The organism is Streptomyces sp. JLBG701, assembly GCF_058544905.1.
The window spans coordinates 5,243,064-5,262,132 of sequence record NZ_CM178588.1 but is presented as its reverse complement, the minus strand read 5'-3'; the positions used below and the strand labels follow the sequence as shown (position 1 = coordinate 5,262,132).

Here is a 19,069-nt window from a genome sequence, read left to right as displayed (position 1 = left end):
GGATGAGGGGCGCCTTCGTCGTTGCGGGGTGCGGGTTGTGGGGGGCTGGTCGCGCAGTTCCCCGCGCCCCTGGGTGGGGTGCCATCAGGCCGTTTCCTCCATACCGTCGGTTTCGCCCAGGAGATCCCAGGCCAGGAGTCCCGCGCCCAGGCAGCCGGCCGTGTCGCCGAGCGCCGCTGGGACGATCGTCGGCTGCTTCTGGAAGGTCACGCGCCGCCGGACGGCGTCCCGGAGTGGTGTGAACAAGGTTTCCCCCGCCTCGGCCAGGCCGCCACCGATGATGAGGGTGCGGGGGTCCAGCAGGGTGAGTGCGGTGACCAGGCCGTCGGCCAGGGCGTCCACGGCCTCCTGCCAGACCCGGACCGCGCGGGTATCGCCCGACTCCACCGCCTTCGCGCAGTCCGCCGCGTCCGCCCCCGGGTCTCCGGACGCCGTCGCCCAGGCCTCGCTGACCGCCGCCGCGGACGCGAACCGTTCCAGGCAGCCACGCTGGCCGCAGGGGCACGGGGTTCCGCCGGGACGTACGACGATGTGGCCGATCTCGCCCGCGAAGCCGTGCGCGCCCGCCTCCACCCGGCCGTCGATGCCGATGGCGCCCGCGATACCGGTGCCCAGGGGCACGAAGAGGAAGCGGTCGGTGCCCCGGCCCGCCCCGATCCGGCCCTCCGCGAGGCCGCCGGTGCGTACGTCGTGGCCGAGGGCGACCGGGACTCCGGCCAGGCGGTCGCTGACCAGCTCGCGCAGGGGTACGTCCCGCCAGCCCAGGTTGGCCGAGTAGGCGGCGATGCCGCGCGCCTCGTCGACGATGCCGGGGACGGCGACGCCGGCCGCCGCCGCGGGCTCGCCGAAGCGCTGGTAGCCGTAGGAGCGCAGCTCGGCGGCGAAGTCGAGGATGTCCTCGACGACGGCGTCGGGCCCGCGCTCGCGGCCCGTCGCACGGCGCGTCTGATGCAGCAGCTCGCCGCGCGCCCCGACCAGAGCGGCCTTCATCCCGGTGCCGCCCACGTCGAGGGCGATGACATGTCTCACGGGGGATAGTGTGACCCCCCGACCCGGGAGAGGTCTAGTCCACTCGCGTGGTGTAGACCTTATGTCTCGGATCTTGAACAGAAGACAAACAGCGACACAAGCAACAAGACACACGGCAAGACGAGCAAGGTTGGGCGGAAAGCAGTGCAGCGGCGGCGGAGTACGACAGGAACGATCGCGGGTGTGTCCGTACTGGGCATGGCGGCGGTCCTCGGCGGCTGCGGCCTCACCGGTGACTCCGGCGAGGTGACACTGAAGCTCGTCGCCGCGAACTACGGCGACTCCGACGCCAACGACTCCCAGAAGTACTGGGACAAACTGGCCAAGGAGTACGAGGCCAAGCACTCCGGCGTGCGGATCGACGTCAGCGTCTACTCCTGGAACGACATCGACAGCAAGGTCAAGGCGCTGGTCGCCGCCGGCAAGGCCCCCGACATGGCGCAGATCGGCTCCTACGCCGACTACGCCACCAAGGACCTCCTCTACAAGGCCGACGACCTGCTCTCCATACCCGTGCAGGCCGACTTCGTCTCCCAGCTCGCCGACGCGGGCCAGGTCAACGGGGTCCAGTACGGCATGCCCTTCGCCGCCTCCACCCGACTGCTCTTCTACAACAAGACCCTCTTCACCGAGGCCGGCCTCACCCCGCCGACCACTTGGAGCGAGCTCGCCGCCGACGCCGCCGCGCTCAAGGCCGACGGCGTGAAGTACCCGTACGCGCTGCCGCTCGGCCCCGAGGAGGCACAGGCCGAGACCATGCAGTGGCTGCTCAGCGGCAAGGGCGGCTACACCGACATGGTCGGTACCTACGGCATCGACTCCACCGAGAACGTCGCCACCCTCACCTGGCTCAAGGACGACCTCGTTGGCAAGGGCCTCACCGGTCCCGTCGCCCCCGCGAAGCTCAACCGGGCCGCCGCCTTCAGCGCCTTCGCCGGCGGCGATGTCGGCATGCTCAACGGCCATCCCTCCCTGATGCGGATCGCCGCCGCGAAGGGCGTGAAGTACGGCATGGTGCCGATGCCCGGCGTCGACGGCGACTCCCAGGCCACCATGGGCGTCGCCGACTGGATGACCGCGTTCAAGCAGAACGGCCACGCCGAACAGGTCGGTGACTTCCTCGACTTCGTCTACAGCGAGAAGAACGTCCTCGCCTTCTCCCGCGAGTACGAACTCCTGCCCGTCACCAACTCCGCGTCCACCGTGATGAGTTCCGCCAAGCAGGACCAGGACCTCAAGCCCTTCCTGGACCAGCTCGCGTCCTCCGAACTCCCCCCGGTCGGCAAGACCTCCTGGGCCGAGGTGAGCGCCGACATCAAGACGAGCATCGGCCAGGCGGTCGCCGCGGACGGCAGCCCGGCCGCGGTCCTGCAGCGGCTCCAGCTGGCGGCTTCGACGGCGGAGAGCACCGAATAGGCCCGATGGTCCATTAGCCCAATGGTCCAATGGGCTTTGTGACGACGGGAGTTGACGCCGTTGCACAGAGAAATGTTGCATGGCCGAAACCCTGCGGGTACGGGGGAGTAGCTCCCTTTGGGGAGGCTCGACGCGCGTCCACATGCGGTGGCGCGTGAACAGCCCCCGGGGAGTTGCCCACAGTGCGAGGAACAGGGCGTACCAGGCGGACCGCGTTGGCGGTGTCCGGCCTCCTCACGGTCACCGCCGTGCTCGGCGGCTGCGGTGACAGCGACGCGGGGGCGGACGACCCCGTCACCCTCACCGTCGTAGCGACCAACTACGGCGACGAGCTGGTCGCGAACTCCGAGTCGTACTGGAACGCCGTGGACACCGCCTTCGAGGCCGCCCACCCCGGCATCACCATCGACGTCAAGGTGTACGACCCCGGCAAGGCCGAGGCCCAGGTCGCCAAGATGACCAAGGCCGGCAACCCGCCCGACCTCGCCCAGATCGGCTCCTACGCCGACTACGCCGCCGCCGGCCGGCTCTACTCCGCCGACGACCTGCTCTCCATCGCGGTCCAGGGCAGCTTCCTCGGCAACCTCCGCGACGCCGGCACCACACAGCACGTGCAGTACGGCCTCCCGTTCCTCGCCTCCACCCGGCTCCTGTACTGCAACAAGAAGCTGTTCAAGGAGGCCGGCCTCGAACCTCCCACCACCTGGGACGAGTTGCGCTACGACGCTCAGGTCCTCAAGGAACGCGGCGTGAAGTACCCGTACGCGCTGCCCCTGGGCCCCGAGGAGGCACAGGCCGAGACCCTCCAGTGGCTGCTCGCCGGGGACGGCGGCTACACCGCCGACAGCGGTGCGTACGCCCTCGACTCGCCCGAGAACGTCTCCACCCTGACCTGGCTCCGCGACAACCTTGTCAGCCCAGGCCTCACCGGCCCCGTCGCCCCCGCCAAGCTCAACCGCTCGGCCGCCCTCAAGGCCTTCGTGGACGGCGAGGCCGGCATGGTCACCGCGTCCACCGCCCTGCTGCGCCAGATCGACCGCTCGGTCGACCCCGTCGAGTACACGGCGGTCGCCATGCCGGGCCGTACGGCGGACCGGACCGTCCCGACCGTCGGCACCAGCGACTGGATCGCCGCGTTCAAGCACCGCGGGCACGGGGAGGAGATCGGCGAGTTCCTCGACTTCCTCTACCAGGACGAGTACGTCACCGACCTCGCCGGCACCTACCAGCTGCTGCCCGTCACCTTCTCCGCCTCGGCCGCCATGCGCGACGACAAGACCCACCGCGACCTGTGGAACAGCCTCGACGCCCTCGACGGCGCCCGCCTCTTCCCGATCGGCAAGCCGTCCTGGGCGGCCGTGAACGCGGACATCCAGAAGACGATCGGCAAGGCGGTGGCGGCGGGAGGCAATCCGGCGAGCGTGCTGGGGGCTCTGCAGAAGGAGGCTCTGGCGGCGGAGGGGTAGGGGCTCTGTCGGTGGCGGGCGTTACGGTTCAGGAATGGAGCAGGAGCAGCTGGGCAGCCGTGAGCAGGCCATCCTCGCGCTCGAACGCCGCGGCTTCCCCGGCCCCGGCGCGAAGGAGCGGGCGATACGCGAGGAACTCGGCCTGGCCCCCGTCCGCTACTACCAGCTCCTCAACGCCCTCCTGGACGACGAGCGGGCCCTGGCCCACGACCCGGTGACGGTAAATCGGCTACGGAGGGTGCGGGAGGCGCGACGGGCTGAGCGGTGAACCCCCGATAAGGTCGCCATATGGGCAGCCACGGTCACCAAGCCTCCGACAAGCACCCCACCGACGTCACCCGCCCCCTCCTCAGCCCCGTCACCCAAGCCGGCCGCGAGGGTTTCACCGCACTCCTGTCCCGGCCCGGCAAAGCCGTGATCGCGCTGGACTTCGACGGGACGCTCGCGCCGATCGTGCCCGACCCCGAGCAGGCCCGGGCGCACCCCGACGCCGTGCCCGTGCTGGCCGCGCTCGCCCCGAAGGTGGCCGCCGTCGCGGTGATCACCGGGCGACCGGCCGAGGTCGCCGTCCGGTACGGCGGTTTCGCCGGGGTGCCGGGACTTGAGCACCTCGTCGTGCTCGGGCACTACGGCGCCGAGCGCTGGGACGCCGCCACCGGCACCCTCACGGCCCCCGCACCGCACCCCGGGATCGCCGCCGTCGGCGCCGAGTTGCCGGGGCTCCTGGAGGGGACCGACGCCTGGGTCGAGGAGAAGGGCGGCCGTGCCGTGGCCGTCCACACGCGCAGGGCACGGGATCCGCAGGCCGCGTTCGAGGCACTCCGCAAGCCGCTCGCCGACCTGGCCACCCGGCACGGCCTGATCGTCGAACCGGGCCGCCTCGTCCTGGAACTCCGCCCCCCGGGCATGGACAAGGGCGCCGCCCTCCTCGACTTCGCCCGCGAACTGGGCGCCGGTTCCGTCCTCTACGCCGGCGACGACCTCGGCGACCTCCCCGCCTTCGCGGCCGTCGACCAACTCCGCTCCGACGGCACCCCGGGCATCCTGGTGTGCAGCGGCAGCAACGAGGTGGCCGAACTGGCGGCACAGGCCGACCTGGTGGTGGACGGCCCGGCAGGGGTCGTAGAGCTGCTTACGGCCTTGGCGGCTCAGCTCCGCTGAAGGGCGTGCAACTGGTCCAGGAACCACTGGGCCGGCGGCAGCGCAGTCGCCGCCGCGGACAGCCGCTTCGTCCGCTCGGCCCGCTCCCCGGCCCCCATCGTCAGCGCCTCGTGCAGCGCCTCGGCGGTGCCGACCACGTCGTACGGGTTCACCTCGATCGCGTCCTCGCCCAGCTCCTCGTAGGCCCCCGCCTCCCGCGAGAGCACCAGGACGCAGCCCTCGTCGGAGACGACCGGGATCTCCTTGGCGACGAGGTTCATGCCGTCGCGGATGGGGTTGACGAGGGCGACGTCGGCGAGGCGGTAGGCGGCCAGGGAGCGGGCGAAGTCGTCCTTGACGTGGAGGACGACCGGGGTCCAACCCGGCGTCCCGTACGCGGAGTTGATCTCGTCCGCCACCCGCTGCACCTCGGCCGTGTAGTCGCGGTACACGGCGAGATCCTGCCGGGAGGGGTAGGCGAAGGCGACGTGCACGACCCGTTCGCGCAGGTCGGGGTGGGTGTCGAGGAGATGCCGGTAGGCGAGCAGGCCGCGCACGATGTTCTTCGACAGCTCCGTCCGGTCGACCCGGACGACCGTCTGACGGCCCTCGCCGATCTCCAGCCGCAGCGCCGCGATCCGTTCCTCGACGTCGGGCTCGTGGGAGCGCCTGCGCAGGAAGTCGGCGTCCGCACCCAGTCCGTGCACGCCCACCCGGGTGTCCCCGAGCCCCTCGGCGAACTGCTCGGCGCACGCCGTGAACGCGTCCGCCCAGCGGTGGGTGAGGAAGCCGAGCCGGTCCGCGCCGAGCATGCCGCGCAGCACCTGCCCGGCGATGTCGTCCGGCAGCATCCGGAAGTACTCGGGCGGCGCCCACGGCGTGTGCGAGAAGTGACCGATCCGCAGGTCGGGCCGCAGCTCGCGGAGCATCCCCGGCACCAGCGTCAGGTGGTAGTCCTGCACGATCACCGCGGCACCGGAGGCCGCCTCTTCCGCCAGCGCCTCGGCGAACGCCCGGTTGTACCTCTCGTATGACGTCCACTGCCGCCGGAACTCCGCGTCGAAGACCGGCTCAAGCGGCGTCTGGTACAGCATGTGGTGGACAAACCACAGCACGGAGTTGGCGATGCCGTTGTAGGCGTCGGCGTGCACGTCGGCGTCGATGTCCAGCATCCGCACGCCGGCCTCGCCGACCCCGCGCCGTACCGCCTCGCGGTCGCCGTCGCCGAGCGCGGAGCACACCCACAGGGCGCCCGCGTCCGGCCCGATCGCCGACAGCCCGGAGACCAGCCCGCCGCCACCGCGCTTGGCGTGCAGCGAGCCGTCCTCGCGGACCTCGTAGGAGACCGGGCCGCGGTTGGACGCGACCAGCACCTGATGACCACCGTGCGTTGAAGCCATAGACCTCAACCTAGCCCAGCGAAGAAACGCTCAAACGTACGGAAGGTCACCACGACGGCACTGGTCAGGTCCGTATACGACCGGCGGAGTTCGTTACTCCACGCTTACACCTACGCCGCCTTGCGTGACTGGTACTCGGCGATTTCAGCCATCGGCGGCCGCTCCTCCATGTCCACGGAGTAGGTGCGCGGCTCGAAACCGTCCGGGCCCCGTTCGAACTGGGTGATGGCCGGCCGGATGAGGTGACCGCGGGCCAGCCGGAGCTGGGCGGTGCGGTAGATCGCGGCGGCCATACGGCCCAGGGCCTGGCCGTCCTGGTGGCGGTGCTTGCGCACACCCACGTCGACCTGGGCGAGGGCGTCCAGGCCCACCAGGTGCAGGGCGTCGACCAGCATGCCCAGCTCCACGCCGTAGCCGACGGGGAACGGGAGCTGTTCGAGCAGGGAGCGGCGGGCCGCGTACTCGCCGCCGAGCGGCTGGACGAAGCCCGCGAGCTGCGGCCAGTGCATGTTCAGCAGCGGGCGGGCCATCAGTTCGGTCACGCGACCGCCCTGACCTGCGGCGCCGCCGAGTGGACGGTCGTACATCCCTTTTACGAGGTCGACGCCGGGGTCGGTGAGCAGCGGGCCCACGATTCCGGAGACGAAGTCGGAGGAGAACTCCTTCAGGTCCGCGTCGATGAAGCAGACGATGTCACCGGTGGTGACCAGCAGCGAACGCCACAGGACCTCGCCCTTGCCGGGCACGGCCGGGATGCGCGGCAGGATGTCGTCGCGGTGGACGACCCTGGCGCCGGCGGCGGCGGCCACCTCGGAGGTGCGGTCGGTGGAGCCCGAGTCGACGACGACTATCTCGTCGACGAGCGGGACCTGTTGCATGAGGTCATGACGGATGATGGCGACGATGTCGCCTACCGTCTCCTCCTCGTTGAGCGCCGGCAGTACGACACTGACCGACTGGCCCGTTGCACGTTTGGCGGCCAGGATCTTGTGGAGCGGGCGATCGGTCATGGACCAGGAGCGATTGCTCAGCCAGCGCTCGGCTTCTTCCAGCACAGTAAGCGGCTCCTCACTGTCGCGGACCAGCACGTCGGTGTGTGATCCATCTCGCGGTTCGGACGACTCTCTCAACTGTCCTGGCCTTCGGTTACAGTCTTGAGCAACGTTGATGACCATCGCATGTCGGGGGTCGTTGGCGTCTACAACCGAATACCGCTCATCCAGAGGGGCAGAGGGATACGGCCCGATGAAGCCCCGGCAACCCTCCAGCCGGTCTCGTACCGACCGATCATTGTCGATCGCTCCGCGAGGCTCCCGGCTCGGGAAGGTGCCAAATCCGTCTCACGGCGAGATGCGTCGTGAGGAAGATGAGGAGAAAGGGCCTCGCCTCACATGGCTGCGCAGACAGTTGCAAGCACCACGAACTCCGTAGACGCGGTTGACCTCGGTCCCGCCTCGGCGCTCTCCTGCCGCGAATGCGGCCACCGCGTCCCCCTCGGCCCGGTCTTCGCGTGCGAGGAGTGTTTCGGCCCGCTGGAGATCGCCTACGACTTCTCCTCGTACGACACCGAGGAGCTCCGCAAGCGCATCGAAGCGGGACCCGCGAACATCTGGCGTTACGCCCCGCTGCTGCCGGTACCGGCCGACGTGGCCGACAAGCCGAACATCAACCCCGGCTGGACCAAGCTCGTCAAGGCCGACAACCTCGCCCGCGCGCTGGGCGTCGACGCCGGCAAGCTCTTCGTCAAGGACGACTCCGGCAACCCGACGCACTCCTTCAAGGACCGCGTCGTAGCGCAGGCCATCGAAGCGGCCCGCGCCTTCAACTTCACCACCCTCTCCTGCTCCTCCACCGGCAACCTCGCCGGCGCGGTCGGTGCCGCCGCCGCCCGGGCCGGCTTCCGCTCCTGCGTGTTCATCCCGCACGACCTGGAGCAGGGCAAGGTCGTCATGGCCGCGGTCTACGGCGGCGAGCTCGTCGGCATCGAGGGCAACTACGACGACGTGAACCGCTTCTGCTCCGAGCTGATCGGCGACCCGGCCGGCGAGGGCTGGGGCTTCGTCAACGTCAACCTGCGGCCCTACTACGCCGAGGGCTCCAAGACCCTCGCGTACGAGATCTGCGAGCAGCTCGGCTGGCAGCTGCCCGACCAGCTGGTCATCCCGATCGCCTCCGGCTCGCAGCTCACCAAGGTCGACAAGGGCCTCCAGGAGCTCATCAAGCTCGGGCTCGTCGAGGACAAGCCGTACAAGATCTTCGGTGCGCAGGCCGAGGGCTGCTCGCCGGTGTCCGTGGCCTACAAGGCCGGCCACGACGTCGTACGGCCGCAGAAGCCGAACACGATCGCCAAGTCGCTGGCGATCGGCAACCCGGCGGACGGTCCCTACGTCCTCGACATCGCGCGCCGCACGGGTGGTGCCGTGGAGGACGTCAACGACGAGCAGGTCGTCGACGCGATCAAGCTTCTCGCGCAGACCGAGGGCATCTTCGCCGAGACGGCGGGTGGCGTGACGGTCGGTGTCACGCGCAAGCTGATCGAGAACGGTCTCCTGGACCCGACCCTCACCACGGTCGTGCTGAACACCGGCGACGGCCTGAAGACCCTGGACGCGGTGGCCTCGGACACCGGCCTCACCGCGACCATCCGCCCGAACCTGGACTCCTTCCGAGAGGCTGGCCTCGCGTCATGAGCGTCAACGTCCGCATCCCCACCATCCTGCGCACCTACACCGGCGGTAAGGCCGAAGTCGCCGCCGAAGGTGCGACCCTCGGTGAGGTCATCGCCGACCTGGAGAAGAACCACACCGGCATCGCCGCCCGCGTCCTTGACGATCAGGGCAAGCTGCGCCGCTTCGTCAACGTCTACGTCAACGACGACGACGTTCGCTTCGAGCAGGGCCTGGAGACGGCCACGCCGGACGGTGCGGGCGTGTCGATCATTCCGGCCGTCGCCGGCGGCTGCTGAGCTCTTTCGGGGGCCGAGTCACTCACTGTTCACCGAATTGCCCTCTCCGTGAGAGAAACGGAGGGGGCAATTCTGCATGGTTGAGCGCGGTACAGTTGGGGAACGCGCCCTGTTTCTCTTGCCGGGCGCATATGAGTTCCTGCCGCGGGCGCGATAAGAAGCAGCCAATGTGTGCAGGCTTTTTGCGTTAATTGCTCTTTTTGTAGAGCCCGACTTGCCCTGAATTCCGGCGAATTCTCCATATATTCCCGATCGGGCGCGCCCAGAATTCTCGTCCGACTGACCTGTTGCAGACGGCAGTTGGGCAGATACATTCAGCGGCGGTCGACGCGTTCCGGCGCACGCCCCCAACCGTGGGGGGTGAGGTCTGACCCGGATCCGCGAAGTGTGGATCTGTGCAAGGGCCAGTAATAGGGGAGTTAGGCATGGCTCAGGGCACCGTCAAGTGGTTCAACGCGGAGAAGGGGTACGGCTTCATCGCGGTCGACGGTGGTGCGGATGTTTTCGTCCACTACAGCGCGATTCAGATGGACGGCTACCGCACCCTGGAGGAAGGCCAGCGGGTCGATTTCGAGATCTCGCAGGGTCAGAAGGGGCCGCAGGCGGACATGGTCCGGCTGGCGACCAGCTGAAGCACGCGCCGACTTACTGCAGCGACGTTCTTCTTTCGGAGGGCTCGTTTCCCATGGGGAGTCATGGGTTGCGAGCCCTCCGGCATGTCCGGACCACCCACGGGCACCCACGCGCACTCGTCGCGCACCCTCGTTCACCTGGGGATCATCCCGAGCCGCTTGCACTCGCATGGGTCGAGTGCTAATCATTGGCGTTAGCACTCTGAAGGTGAGAGTGACAACGAGGACCGGGTCGGTGAGGCCCGCAGGCCGGGTGGGGCAAGGAACCAGCCGGTCGGCAGGCCGTCCGTCGCGGGCGCCAGCGCGGTCCGGAGAAATCCACCCCCTGTCCGGGAGGACCACTTCACATGGCCAAGATCATCGCGTTCGACGAGGAGGCACGGCGCGGCCTCGAGCGCGGCATGAACCAGCTCGCGGACGCCGTGAAGGTGACGCTCGGCCCCAAGGGCCGCAACGTCGTCCTCGAGAAGAAGTGGGGCGCCCCCACGATCACCAACGATGGTGTCTCCATCGCCAAGGAGATCGAGCTCGAGGACCCGTTCGAGAAGATCGGCGCTGAGCTGGTCAAGGAAGTCGCCAAGAAGACGGACGACGTCGCGGGCGACGGTACGACCACGGCGACCGTGCTCGCCCAGGCCCTCGTCAAGGAGGGTCTGCGCAACGTAGCCGCCGGCGCCAACCCGATGGCCCTCAAGCGCGGTATCGAGAAGGCCGTCGAGGCCGTCTCCGGTGCCCTCCTTGAGCAGGCCAAGGATGTCGAGACCAAGGAGCAGATCGCCTCCACGGCCTCCATCTCCGCCGCCGACACCCAGATCGGCGAGCTCATCGCCGAGGCGATGGACAAGGTCGGCAAGGAAGGCGTCATCACCGTCGAGGAGTCCCAGACCTTCGGTCTGGAGCTGGAGCTCACCGAGGGTATGCGCTTCGACAAGGGCTACATCTCGGCGTACTTCGCCACCGACATGGAGCGGATGGAGGCGTCGCTCGACGACCCGTACATCCTCATCGCCAACTCCAAGATCGGCAACGTCAAGGACCTGCTCCCGCTCCTGGAGAAGGTCATGCAGTCGGGCAAGCCGCTGCTGATCATCGCCGAGGACGTCGAGGGCGAGGCCCTGTCGACCCTGGTCGTCAACAAGATCCGCGGCACCTTCAAGTCCGTCGCCGTCAAGGCCCCGGGCTTCGGCGACCGCCGCAAGGCGATGCTGAACGACATCGCCATCCTCACCGGCGGCGAGGTCATCTCCGAGGAGGTCGGCCTCAAGCTGGAGAACACCGGCCTTGAGCTCCTGGGCCGTGCCCGCAAGGTCGTCATCACCAAGGACGAGACCACGATCGTCGACGGCGCCGGCTCCGCCGACCAGGTCGCCGGCCGGGTCAACCAGATCCGCGCCGAGATCGAGAACTCCGACTCGGACTACGACCGCGAGAAGCTCCAGGAGCGCCTCGCCAAGCTCGCCGGCGGCGTGGCCGTCATCAAGGCGGGCGCGGCCACCGAGGTCGAGCTCAAGGAGCGCAAGCACCGCATCGAGGACGCCGTTCGCAACGCGAAGGCGGCCGTCGAGGAGGGCATCGTCGCCGGTGGTGGCGTGGCCCTCATCCAGGCCTCCGCGGTGTTCGAGAAGCTGGAGCTCGAAGGTGACGAGGCGACCGGCGCCAACGCCGTGAAGCTCGCCCTTGAGGCCCCTCTCAAGCAGATCGCCGTCAACGGTGGTCTCGAGGGTGGCGTCGTCGTCGAGAAGGTCCGCAACCTGCCCATCGGTCACGGCCTCAACGCCGCCACCGGTGAGTACGTGGACATGATCGCCGAGGGCATCATCGACCCGGCGAAGGTCACGCGCTCTGCCCTGCAGAACGCCGCGTCCATCGCCGCGCTGTTCCTCACCACCGAGGCCGTCATCGCCGACAAGCCGGAGAAGGCGTCCGCGCCGGCCGGCGGCGGCATGCCGGGCGGTGACATGGACTTCTGATCCCGCCGAGGATCACTGGTTCATAGCTGTACGGACCGAGGGCGGCACTCCTGGAAACGGGGGTGCCGCCCTCGGCCGTATCCGGAGATCCGAGCCTTTCCGAGGGGTGCGTGTCCGAGGGGTGCGTGTCCGTTGTCACAGGCCGTTTGGTGGGGGAGTGGAATGCGGTGGCTGGTGCGGCCGTTGACGCTGGCGCATTATTGATGCGCGCGCACATACCAGCCGGTACCCCCAAGGAGTCCCCCACGTGACCGCCACCACCGCCGAGCCCACCGCCGAGTCCACGTCCCGCGCGGCCCGGATCCTGTCCCGGCCGATCGCCCTCAACGGCCTGACCGTCCCGAACCGGATCGTGATGGCGCCGATGACCCGCCAGTTCTCCCCGGGCGGCGTTCCCGGCGAGAACGTGCGGTCGTACTACTCCCGCCGTGCAGCCGCGGGCGTCGGCCTGATCGTCACCGAGGGCACGTACGTCGGCCACGACTCGGCCGGCCAGAGCGACCGCGTCCCGCGCTTCCACGGCGAGGAGCAGCTCGCGGGCTGGGCGAAGGTCGCCGAGGACGTGCACGCGGCGGGCGGCACGATCGTGCCCCAGCTGTGGCACATCGGCATGGTGCGCGAGCAGGGCCAGCCGCCGTTCGCGGACGCCCCGGCGGTAGGCCCGTCCGGGCTGGTCAACGCGGGCGCCGAGGTCACCGGCAAGGCCATGACCCAGCGGGACCTGGACGACGTCATCGAGGCGTTCGCCACCGCGGCGGCCGACGCCGAGCGCATCGGCTTCGACGGCGTGGAGCTGCACGGCGCCCACGGCTACCTCCTCGACCAGTTCCTGTGGGAGGGCACCAACCGGCGCGAGGACGCGTACGGCGGTGACCCGGTGGCCCGTACGAAGTTCGCGGCGGAGATCGTCGCCGCGGTCCGCGAGTCGGTCTCCCCGGAGTTCCCGATCCTCTTCCGCTACTCGCAGTGGAAGCAGCAGGACTATCGCGCCCGCCTCGCCGAGACCCCCCAGGAGCTGGAGTCGATCCTCGCCCCGCTCACCGCGGCCGGCGTCGACGTCTTCCACGCCTCCACCCGCCGCTACTGGCTCCCGGAGTTCGACGGCTCGGACCTCAACCTCGCGGGCTGGACGAAGAAACTCACCGGCAAGCAGACCATCACGGTCGGCTCGGTCGGCCTCGACGGCGACTTCCTCAAGGGCTTCGCGGGCGAGGGCTCCCCGCTCAAGAGCATCGACGACCTCCTGGACAGCCTGGAGGCCGAGGAGTACGACATGGTGGCCGTCGGCCGCGCCCTCCTCCAGGACCCGCAGTGGGCGGCGAAGGTCCTCGCCGACCGCTTCGAGGAGCTCGCGCCGTACGACGCGGCGGCCCTGAAGACCCTCAGCTGAGTCACCTGACTCCCCGGCCCTGAGGCCCAACGCCCGGGTAGTGTCCGGGAGATGAGGATCCTCCATCTCTCGGACACCCACCTGGAACGCACCGACGCCCCCAACAAGAGCGGCGTCAACGCGACAGACTCCCTGCGCCTGATGCTCACCGAACTCCGTCGCCAGCGGAATCTGGACGCGGTCGTCGTCACCGGGGACATCGCCAACGACGGGGCGCCGGAGGCCTACACGGTCGTACGGGAACTGGTCGGTGAGTTCGCCGCGCGGCACGGGGTGCCCGTCTTCTACACCACCGGCAACCACGACGAGCGCCAGGCCTTCGCCAAGGTGCTGGGGAGTGGGCATCTGGCGGCGGACGGCACGGATCGCGCCGCACCCCCGGTGACTGTGGGGTCCGAGCGGGCGGCCGTGAGCACGGTCGGCGGCTACCGCTTCATCACGCTGGACTCGCTGGTGCCGGGGAAGGTCCACGGGCATCTGAGCCGTGCCCAACTGGACTGGCTCCAGGAGGAGTTGAGGGCACCTGCCGAGCGTGGGACCGTCCTCGCCCTCCACCACCCGCCGATCACCCTGGACGTGCCGTCCCAGCGGGCGTTCGGGCTCCAGAACCCCGGTGATCTGGCGGACGCGATCCGCGGCACGGACGTACAAGTCGTCCTCACCGGCCACTTCCACCTCCAGCTCTTCGGCCTGCTGGCGTCGGTGCCGGTCTGGGTCACTCCGGGCGTCGTCAACCGCATCGACCTGACGACGGCCCCCGGCACGGAACGCGCCGTACGCGGGGCATCGGCGTCCCTCGTGGAGCTGGGCGGCCCGGCGAGCCCGATGTTCCACACCTTCCACGCCCGTGATCCGCGGGCCCACGAGACTGTGTACGAGCTGGACGAGGAGCGGACGCGGGAGCTGCTGGAGCGGCACGCCCCGACCGTCTGATCGGCACGGACCGACCGTCTGAACAGCAGGTTTCCCCGGGGTGCGGCCTTTGATCCAGATTTAACTTGCTTAACTCAATCAATGGACCTATCTTTGAGTGAGCCAAGCAACCAGTTACCCCGTGAGCCCTGACGGAGGCCCCGCCATGTCCGACGCCCTTGCCCGACCCACCGATGCCGGGGGAACAGCCCGGACACGGTCGTCCGCCATGGTGGCGGTGCTGGCCTTCTCGGGAATCGTCGTCTCGCTCATGCAGACGCTGGTGATCCCGATCGTCCCGGAGCTGCCGAAGTACCTGAACGCCTCCGCGTCGAACGCCGCCTGGGCGATCACCGCGACCCTGCTCGCCGCCGCCGTGGCCACGCCGGTCGCCGGCCGCCTCGGTGACATGTTCGGCAAGCGCCGCATGCTGCTGATCAGCCTCGTACTGCTGGTCTCCGGCTCGGTGGTCGCCGCGCTCAGCGACTCGCTGCTCCCGATGATCATCGGCCGGACCCTGCAGGGTCTGTCGGCCGCCGTCGTGCCGCTCGGCATCAGCGTCATGCGCGACAACCTGCCCGCCGAGAAGCTCACCGGCTCCACCGCCATCATGAGCGCCTCGCTCGGCGTCGGCGGCGCGCTGGGTCTGCCGTCCGCCGCGTTCATCGCGGACAACTTCAGCTGGCACGTCCTGTTCTGGACCTCGGCCGCCCTCGGCGTGCTGGCGTTCGCGCTCGTCCTGACGATCGTTCCCGAGTCCAAGGTCCGCACCGGCGGACGCTTCGACCTCGTCGGCTCGGTCGGTCTGGCCGTCGGTCTGATCTCCCTGCTCCTCGCCGTCTCCAAGGGCGCCGACTGGGGCTGGGGCAGCGGCACGACGCTCGGCCTGTTCGCGGTGTCGGTCGTGGTCTTCGCGGCCTGGGGCTTCTACGAGCTGCGCACCAGCCAGCCCCTCGTCGACCTGCGCACCACCGCCCGCCGCCAGGTCCTCTTCACCAACCTCGCGTCGATCGCCTTCGGCTTCTCGATGTTCGCGATGTCCCTGGTCCTGCCGCAGCTCCTCCAGCTGCCGTCGCAGACCGGCTACGGCCTCGGCAAGTCCATGCTCACCGTCGGCCTGGTCATGGCCCCGCAGGGCCTGGTGATGATGGCGATGGCCCCGGTCTCGGGCGCCATCTCCAAGGCGAAGGGCCCCAAGGTCAGCCTGATGATCGGCGCCGTGATCGTCGCCGTCGGCTACAGCCTCAACATCCTGCTGATGTCCGAGATCTGGCACCTCATCCTGGTCTCCTGCATCATCGGCGGCGGCGTCGGCTTCGCCTACGGTGCGATGCCCGCCCTCATCATGGGCGCCGTCCCCGCCTCCGAGACGGCCGCGGCGAACAGCCTCAACACCCTGATGCGCTCCATCGGTACGTCGGGCGCCAGCGCCCTCGCCGGCGTCATCCTCGCCCAGATGACCACGAACTTCGGCGGCACCTCCCTGCCCTCCGAGAACGGCTTCAAGGTCGTCATGGCCATCGGCGCCGGCGCGGCCCTGGTCGCCCTCGCCCTCGCGGCAGCCCTGCCGCGCCACCGGGCCGGCGGTGCGGTGGAGTCCGCTCCGGCGGCCGCGGGACCGGGGGAGGAGAAGGTCGCGTCGCCGGAGCCGGAAGTGGCTGAGGCGAAGTCGTAGTCCTGCTGGTCTCACAGACGGCCGTCCCCGCGGGAAACGGGGGCGGCCGTCCGGTCGTTTCTACGGCCGTACAGGGCCGTTCTGCGGCGTTCAGCGGGCCGTACGGCTTACAGGTTGCCCATCGGTTCGATGTCGACGATCACCGGTGTACCCCAGACCCGTAGCACCTCGTAGTCCGTGAACTCGTGCACGAGGCGGTAGGCCATGGCGGCGCGGGGGGCGCGGCGCTGGGCGGTGATGTACAGCTCGGCCTCCTGGCGGTCGCGGCGCGGGGTGCCGCAGAGCTGCCACTCGCGGCCGTTCCACAGCTCCGGGAGCCAGCGCTGTTGGGGCTGGGGGCGGTCGGCGCGGACGCCGTAGCGGGAGGGGGCGGTGGAGACGGGTTCGGCGGGCCGGGAGTGCGGATAGGCGCCGTTCACCTCGGAACGGCGGGCCGTGCGGCGCCGGGTCTCGCAGAGCAGACACAGGTCGGGGGCGCTCTCGTCGACCGGCCCGGTCGGGTGCTCGGGGCAGCGGGTGGCGGGGGCGGCGCCGGAGACGCTGTCCTCCAGGAGGTCGAGGGCGCGACGGAGATCCGCCTTGACCTCGTGGAGCCTGGCGTCGGGGGTGTCGGCGGTGAGGGCCTCGCCGTGCTCGCCGAGGAGGCGGAGGGCGCGGCCCAGGGCGGTGAGCTGGGCGTGGTTCATGGTGCTACCAAGAGTAGAAGCAAGAGTGGGAGAACGAGTGTCGGTGGCCGGTGAAGGGCTGCCTGCGTAGCACAAGGGGTGACACGGTGGGGTGAATCCGTGTCAACTGCCTTCGTTCGTCGTGCCATTGGCGTCACTGTGGGGTGCACAGTTCGGGGGGACGTTCGGGGGACGTCATGAATGACGGCACGGGTGGCGCGAACGGCACGGGCACGACACCGGCACCGGCGGGGCAGAAGGATCCTTCGATCCGGGCGGCCTATGTGACGGGCTGGTTCAGCCTCGCCGCGGCGGCCATCGGAACCGTGGTCGGATTCCTGGGCCTGCCCACGGTGGTGACGTCGCCGACGGCGGATGTGCCCACGCAGACGGCGACGGCCACGGTGACGAGGCCGGGGCCGACGGTGACGGTGGCGGGGCCAGCGGCGGGCTCGTCGCCGGACGCGGCCACGAGTGGGCCTCCCCGTACGGTCCCGTCCTCCCCGGAGTGGATCAACACCTTCCAGGGCCCGGTGACCCTCGTGTCCACGTGGACCGACCTAGATGTGGTCCCACCGGCCGAGGGCAGCGCTTCCGATGTGCAGGTCGTCGGCTACGTGAACGGCGTCTACCTCAAGGCCTGGAAACTCCAGGCCATGGCAAAGGTGCCCGCCGATGACCCCGATCCGACCCCGGTCGCCTGCGGCGCCCTGGTCGACGCGAGCAGCCCGACCGCGAATCGGGTGACCGTCGCACCGGGCGACCGCGTCTGCCTGCGGACACCCCGGGACCGTATGGCCCTGATCTACATCACGGAGACGGACGTCCGCGCCCCGGACAACAGCAGCGTGACAACGGACGTGATCGTGTGGGCGGGACCGGACACGCCGTCCTGACGCGACTGACCAGCAGGGAATGTGGGGGATCGAAATGCGCGGAGTACTCAGGCCGGTGTGCTTGGTGTGTGTGATTGCGCTGGGGCTCGGATGCGGCGCGAGGGCGGGGGGCGACGGGAAGGGGGACTCCGGTGACCAAGCGTTCGTGGGGAGTTGGGGCGAGTGCCAGTTCTCGTCGGAGGACGAGGCTGAGTGGAACTCCCTGGAGATCCTGGACGACGGAAACCTGTTCATGGACGACTACGCGGCCACCTGGAAGGTCGTGTCCGACCGGCTGGTGATCGAGGCGGGGAACTATGCGTTCTCCTTCAAATGGGACGTGGGTGACGAGGGCCTGACGCTTGAGAGCAGCGAAGGCGCCTGCACGATGCCCAGCCAGGAATGACGCGGAGGGATCAGGAGTGTTGTGGGCGTGAGAGCAGGGTGTCTCCGTGGTGTGTGGTGCGCTGTGGGAGTGGGGGCCAATGGTCGTGGTGTTGGGGGCCTGTGGGGGGTGGTTCTGATGCCGGGTCCGATGACGCGGGAGGCGGAGGACCTGGGCGACTGGGCCTGGTAGAGCTCCTGCCGCAGTTCCTCGATGGCTGCGGCCAACCCGATCGTCGCCATGGACACCCCCGTGGACGCTGTGGCCCGGGGCATCCGAGCCGCGTGAACAGCAGTGTGCCAAGCCATTGGGCGCGCCGCCCATGGATCCTCGGAACGGTCACCGCTTCGGCATCGCAATCCGGGAAACTCGTGCATAATGATTTACGATATCTATATGCCTGGAGGTGGCCGATGTCACGCACCATGATCGACCTGGATGATGCACTCGTCGATGAAGCCGCCGAGATACTGGGCACCACGACCAAGCGGGCCACGATCAACGGGGCGCTGGCCGAGTTCGTGGCGGCGGCGAAGCGGCGGCGGTTCATGGAGATGCTGGACGAGGGTGTCTTTGACGACCTCGCGGACCCGGAAGTGATGGCGGGCGCGTGGCGGTAGCGAAGTATCTGGTCGACAAGAGTGCCTGGGCTCGGGCCAGGCATCCGGCCGTCCGGGCTGTCCTGGGACCTCTTGTCGAAGGGGGGTTGATCGCCACCTGTGCGGTCGTCGATCTGGAGATCCTTTATAGCGTGCGCAACGCCGAGGGTCACGCGGCCGGGCGGTCGGTTCGTCGAGGGTTCGAGTGGCTGCCTTTGACCGATGAGATCGGGGCCCGGGCGATCGAGGTCCAGGCGCTTCTGGCGGAGAAGGGGCACCATCGGGCCGCCTCTGTGCCGGATCTGCTCATCGCCGCCACCGCTGAGCGGCACGGTGTGATCGTGCTGCACTACGACGCCGATTTCGACGCCATCGCCGCAGCGACCGGGCAAGCCGTGCAATGGGTCGTTCCTCGGGGTGAAGCTGACGGCTGAGAACTCCCTCAGAAAAACCGTCAGTTGAGGTCAACCTCTGCCCCTGCCCTATGCGTCGATTGTTGACGATTTTGACGACGATCAGCCCGGACTCTCGCGCGCATTGGGCAGGTTTG

At 69.2% G+C, this 19,069-nt stretch carries 19 protein-coding genes and 1 riboswitch; of the genes, 15 read left to right on the top strand and 4 right to left on the bottom strand.

The window, feature by feature from the left end:
• Nucleotides 1-84 precede the first annotated feature (84 nt).
• Nucleotides 85-1,029, bottom strand: coding sequence for an ROK family protein (locus AC5DRG_RS24025; RefSeq protein ID WP_491812694.1), 945 nt, complete (start codon nucleotides 1,027-1,029; stop codon nucleotides 85-87).
• A 144-nt stretch (nucleotides 1,030-1,173) separates the two neighbouring features.
• On the opposite strand from AC5DRG_RS24025, the gene AC5DRG_RS24020 reads away from it, so the two are divergent.
• The 4 genes from AC5DRG_RS24020 (at nucleotide 1,174) to otsB (ending at nucleotide 5,072) form a co-directional block, all read left to right on the top strand.
• Complete coding sequence (locus tag AC5DRG_RS24020; protein WP_491812692.1) at nucleotides 1,174-2,445, top strand: extracellular solute-binding protein; 1,272 nt, start codon at nucleotides 1,174-1,176, stop codon at nucleotides 2,443-2,445.
• Nucleotides 2,446-2,666: 221 nt separating this feature from the next.
• A complete protein-coding gene (locus AC5DRG_RS24015; RefSeq protein WP_491812691.1) occupies nucleotides 2,667-3,911 on the top strand; it encodes an ABC transporter substrate-binding protein in 1,245 nt (414 codons plus the stop codon).
• A gap of 34 nt (nucleotides 3,912-3,945) precedes the next feature.
• A complete protein-coding gene (locus AC5DRG_RS24010; RefSeq protein ID WP_491812690.1) occupies nucleotides 3,946-4,179 on the top strand; it encodes a DUF3263 domain-containing protein in 234 nt (77 codons plus the stop codon).
• 20 nt (nucleotides 4,180-4,199) lie between these two features.
• Nucleotides 4,200-5,072, top strand: a complete 873-nt coding sequence (otsB, locus tag AC5DRG_RS24005; RefSeq protein ID WP_491812689.1) for a trehalose-phosphatase — start codon at nucleotides 4,200-4,202, stop codon at nucleotides 5,070-5,072.
• Here otsB and AC5DRG_RS24000 read toward each other — a convergent pair.
• Together AC5DRG_RS24000 and AC5DRG_RS23995 are read right to left on the bottom strand one after the other, a co-directional pair.
• Complete coding sequence (locus tag AC5DRG_RS24000) at nucleotides 5,060-6,451, bottom strand: alpha,alpha-trehalose-phosphate synthase (UDP-forming) (RefSeq protein WP_491812688.1); 1,392 nt, start codon at nucleotides 6,449-6,451, stop codon at nucleotides 5,060-5,062. The two genes, otsB and AC5DRG_RS24000, sit on opposite strands and share 13 nt — an antisense overlap.
• A gap of 110 nt (nucleotides 6,452-6,561) precedes the next feature.
• Nucleotides 6,562-7,506 (bottom strand): glucosyl-3-phosphoglycerate synthase, encoded by a 945-nt coding sequence (locus AC5DRG_RS23995; protein WP_491812687.1) that lies wholly within the window; start codon nucleotides 7,504-7,506, stop codon nucleotides 6,562-6,564.
• Nucleotides 7,507-7,663: 157 nt separating this feature from the next.
• Nucleotides 7,664-7,824, top strand: a riboswitch (SAM riboswitch).
• Nucleotides 7,825-7,842: 18 nt separating this feature from the next.
• Between AC5DRG_RS23995 and thrC the strand changes: the two genes are divergently transcribed.
• The 7 genes from thrC (at nucleotide 7,843) to AC5DRG_RS23960 (ending at nucleotide 15,995) form a co-directional block, all read left to right on the top strand.
• Nucleotides 7,843-9,141 (top strand): threonine synthase, encoded by a 1,299-nt coding sequence (gene thrC, locus AC5DRG_RS23990; protein WP_491812686.1) that lies wholly within the window; start codon nucleotides 7,843-7,845, stop codon nucleotides 9,139-9,141.
• Nucleotides 9,138-9,416, top strand: coding sequence for a ubiquitin-like small modifier protein 1 (locus tag AC5DRG_RS23985; RefSeq protein ID WP_491812685.1), 279 nt, complete (start codon nucleotides 9,138-9,140; stop codon nucleotides 9,414-9,416). Before thrC ends, AC5DRG_RS23985 begins: the two co-directional genes overlap by 4 nt.
• Before the next feature lie 425 nt (nucleotides 9,417-9,841).
• On the top strand, nucleotides 9,842-10,048 hold the full coding sequence (locus tag AC5DRG_RS23980) for a cold-shock protein (protein WP_019057200.1): 207 nt from the start codon (nucleotides 9,842-9,844) through the stop codon (nucleotides 10,046-10,048).
• A 347-nt stretch (nucleotides 10,049-10,395) separates the two neighbouring features.
• Complete coding sequence (gene groL, locus AC5DRG_RS23975; protein ID WP_491812684.1) at nucleotides 10,396-12,018, top strand: chaperonin GroEL; 1,623 nt, start codon at nucleotides 10,396-10,398, stop codon at nucleotides 12,016-12,018.
• Nucleotides 12,019-12,265: 247 nt separating this feature from the next.
• Nucleotides 12,266-13,408 (top strand): NADH:flavin oxidoreductase, encoded by a 1,143-nt coding sequence (locus AC5DRG_RS23970; protein WP_491812683.1) that lies wholly within the window; start codon nucleotides 12,266-12,268, stop codon nucleotides 13,406-13,408.
• Between the two features lie 51 nt (nucleotides 13,409-13,459).
• Nucleotides 13,460-14,341: a metallophosphoesterase family protein gene (locus tag AC5DRG_RS23965; RefSeq protein ID WP_491812682.1), complete on the top strand. Its 882-nt coding sequence runs from the start codon at nucleotides 13,460-13,462 to the stop codon at nucleotides 14,339-14,341.
• A gap of 145 nt (nucleotides 14,342-14,486) precedes the next feature.
• Nucleotides 14,487-15,995, top strand: a complete 1,509-nt coding sequence (locus tag AC5DRG_RS23960; protein WP_491812681.1) for an MFS transporter — start codon at nucleotides 14,487-14,489, stop codon at nucleotides 15,993-15,995.
• Between the two features lie 107 nt (nucleotides 15,996-16,102).
• Here AC5DRG_RS23960 and AC5DRG_RS23955 read toward each other — a convergent pair whose 3' ends face one another.
• Nucleotides 16,103-16,681, bottom strand: coding sequence for a hypothetical protein (locus tag AC5DRG_RS23955; protein WP_491812680.1), 579 nt, complete (start codon nucleotides 16,679-16,681; stop codon nucleotides 16,103-16,105).
• A 176-nt stretch (nucleotides 16,682-16,857) separates the two neighbouring features.
• Between AC5DRG_RS23955 and AC5DRG_RS23950 the strand changes: the two genes are divergently transcribed.
• The 4 genes from AC5DRG_RS23950 to AC5DRG_RS23935 all read left to right on the top strand — a co-directional run bounded on the left by AC5DRG_RS23950 (nucleotide 16,858) and on the right by AC5DRG_RS23935 (nucleotide 18,953).
• A complete protein-coding gene (locus tag AC5DRG_RS23950; protein ID WP_491812679.1) occupies nucleotides 16,858-17,556 on the top strand; it encodes a hypothetical protein in 699 nt (232 codons plus the stop codon).
• A gap of 145 nt (nucleotides 17,557-17,701) precedes the next feature.
• Nucleotides 17,702-17,941: a hypothetical protein gene (locus tag AC5DRG_RS23945; protein ID WP_491812678.1), complete on the top strand. Its 240-nt coding sequence runs from the start codon at nucleotides 17,702-17,704 to the stop codon at nucleotides 17,939-17,941.
• 392 nt (nucleotides 17,942-18,333) lie between these two features.
• Complete coding sequence (locus tag AC5DRG_RS23940; protein ID WP_491812677.1) at nucleotides 18,334-18,540, top strand: type II toxin-antitoxin system VapB family antitoxin; 207 nt, start codon at nucleotides 18,334-18,336, stop codon at nucleotides 18,538-18,540.
• Complete coding sequence (locus AC5DRG_RS23935) at nucleotides 18,531-18,953, top strand: PIN domain nuclease (RefSeq protein WP_491812676.1); 423 nt, start codon at nucleotides 18,531-18,533, stop codon at nucleotides 18,951-18,953. The genes AC5DRG_RS23940 and AC5DRG_RS23935 overlap by 10 nt, the downstream gene beginning before the upstream one ends.
• Nucleotides 18,954-19,069 lie beyond the last annotated feature (116 nt).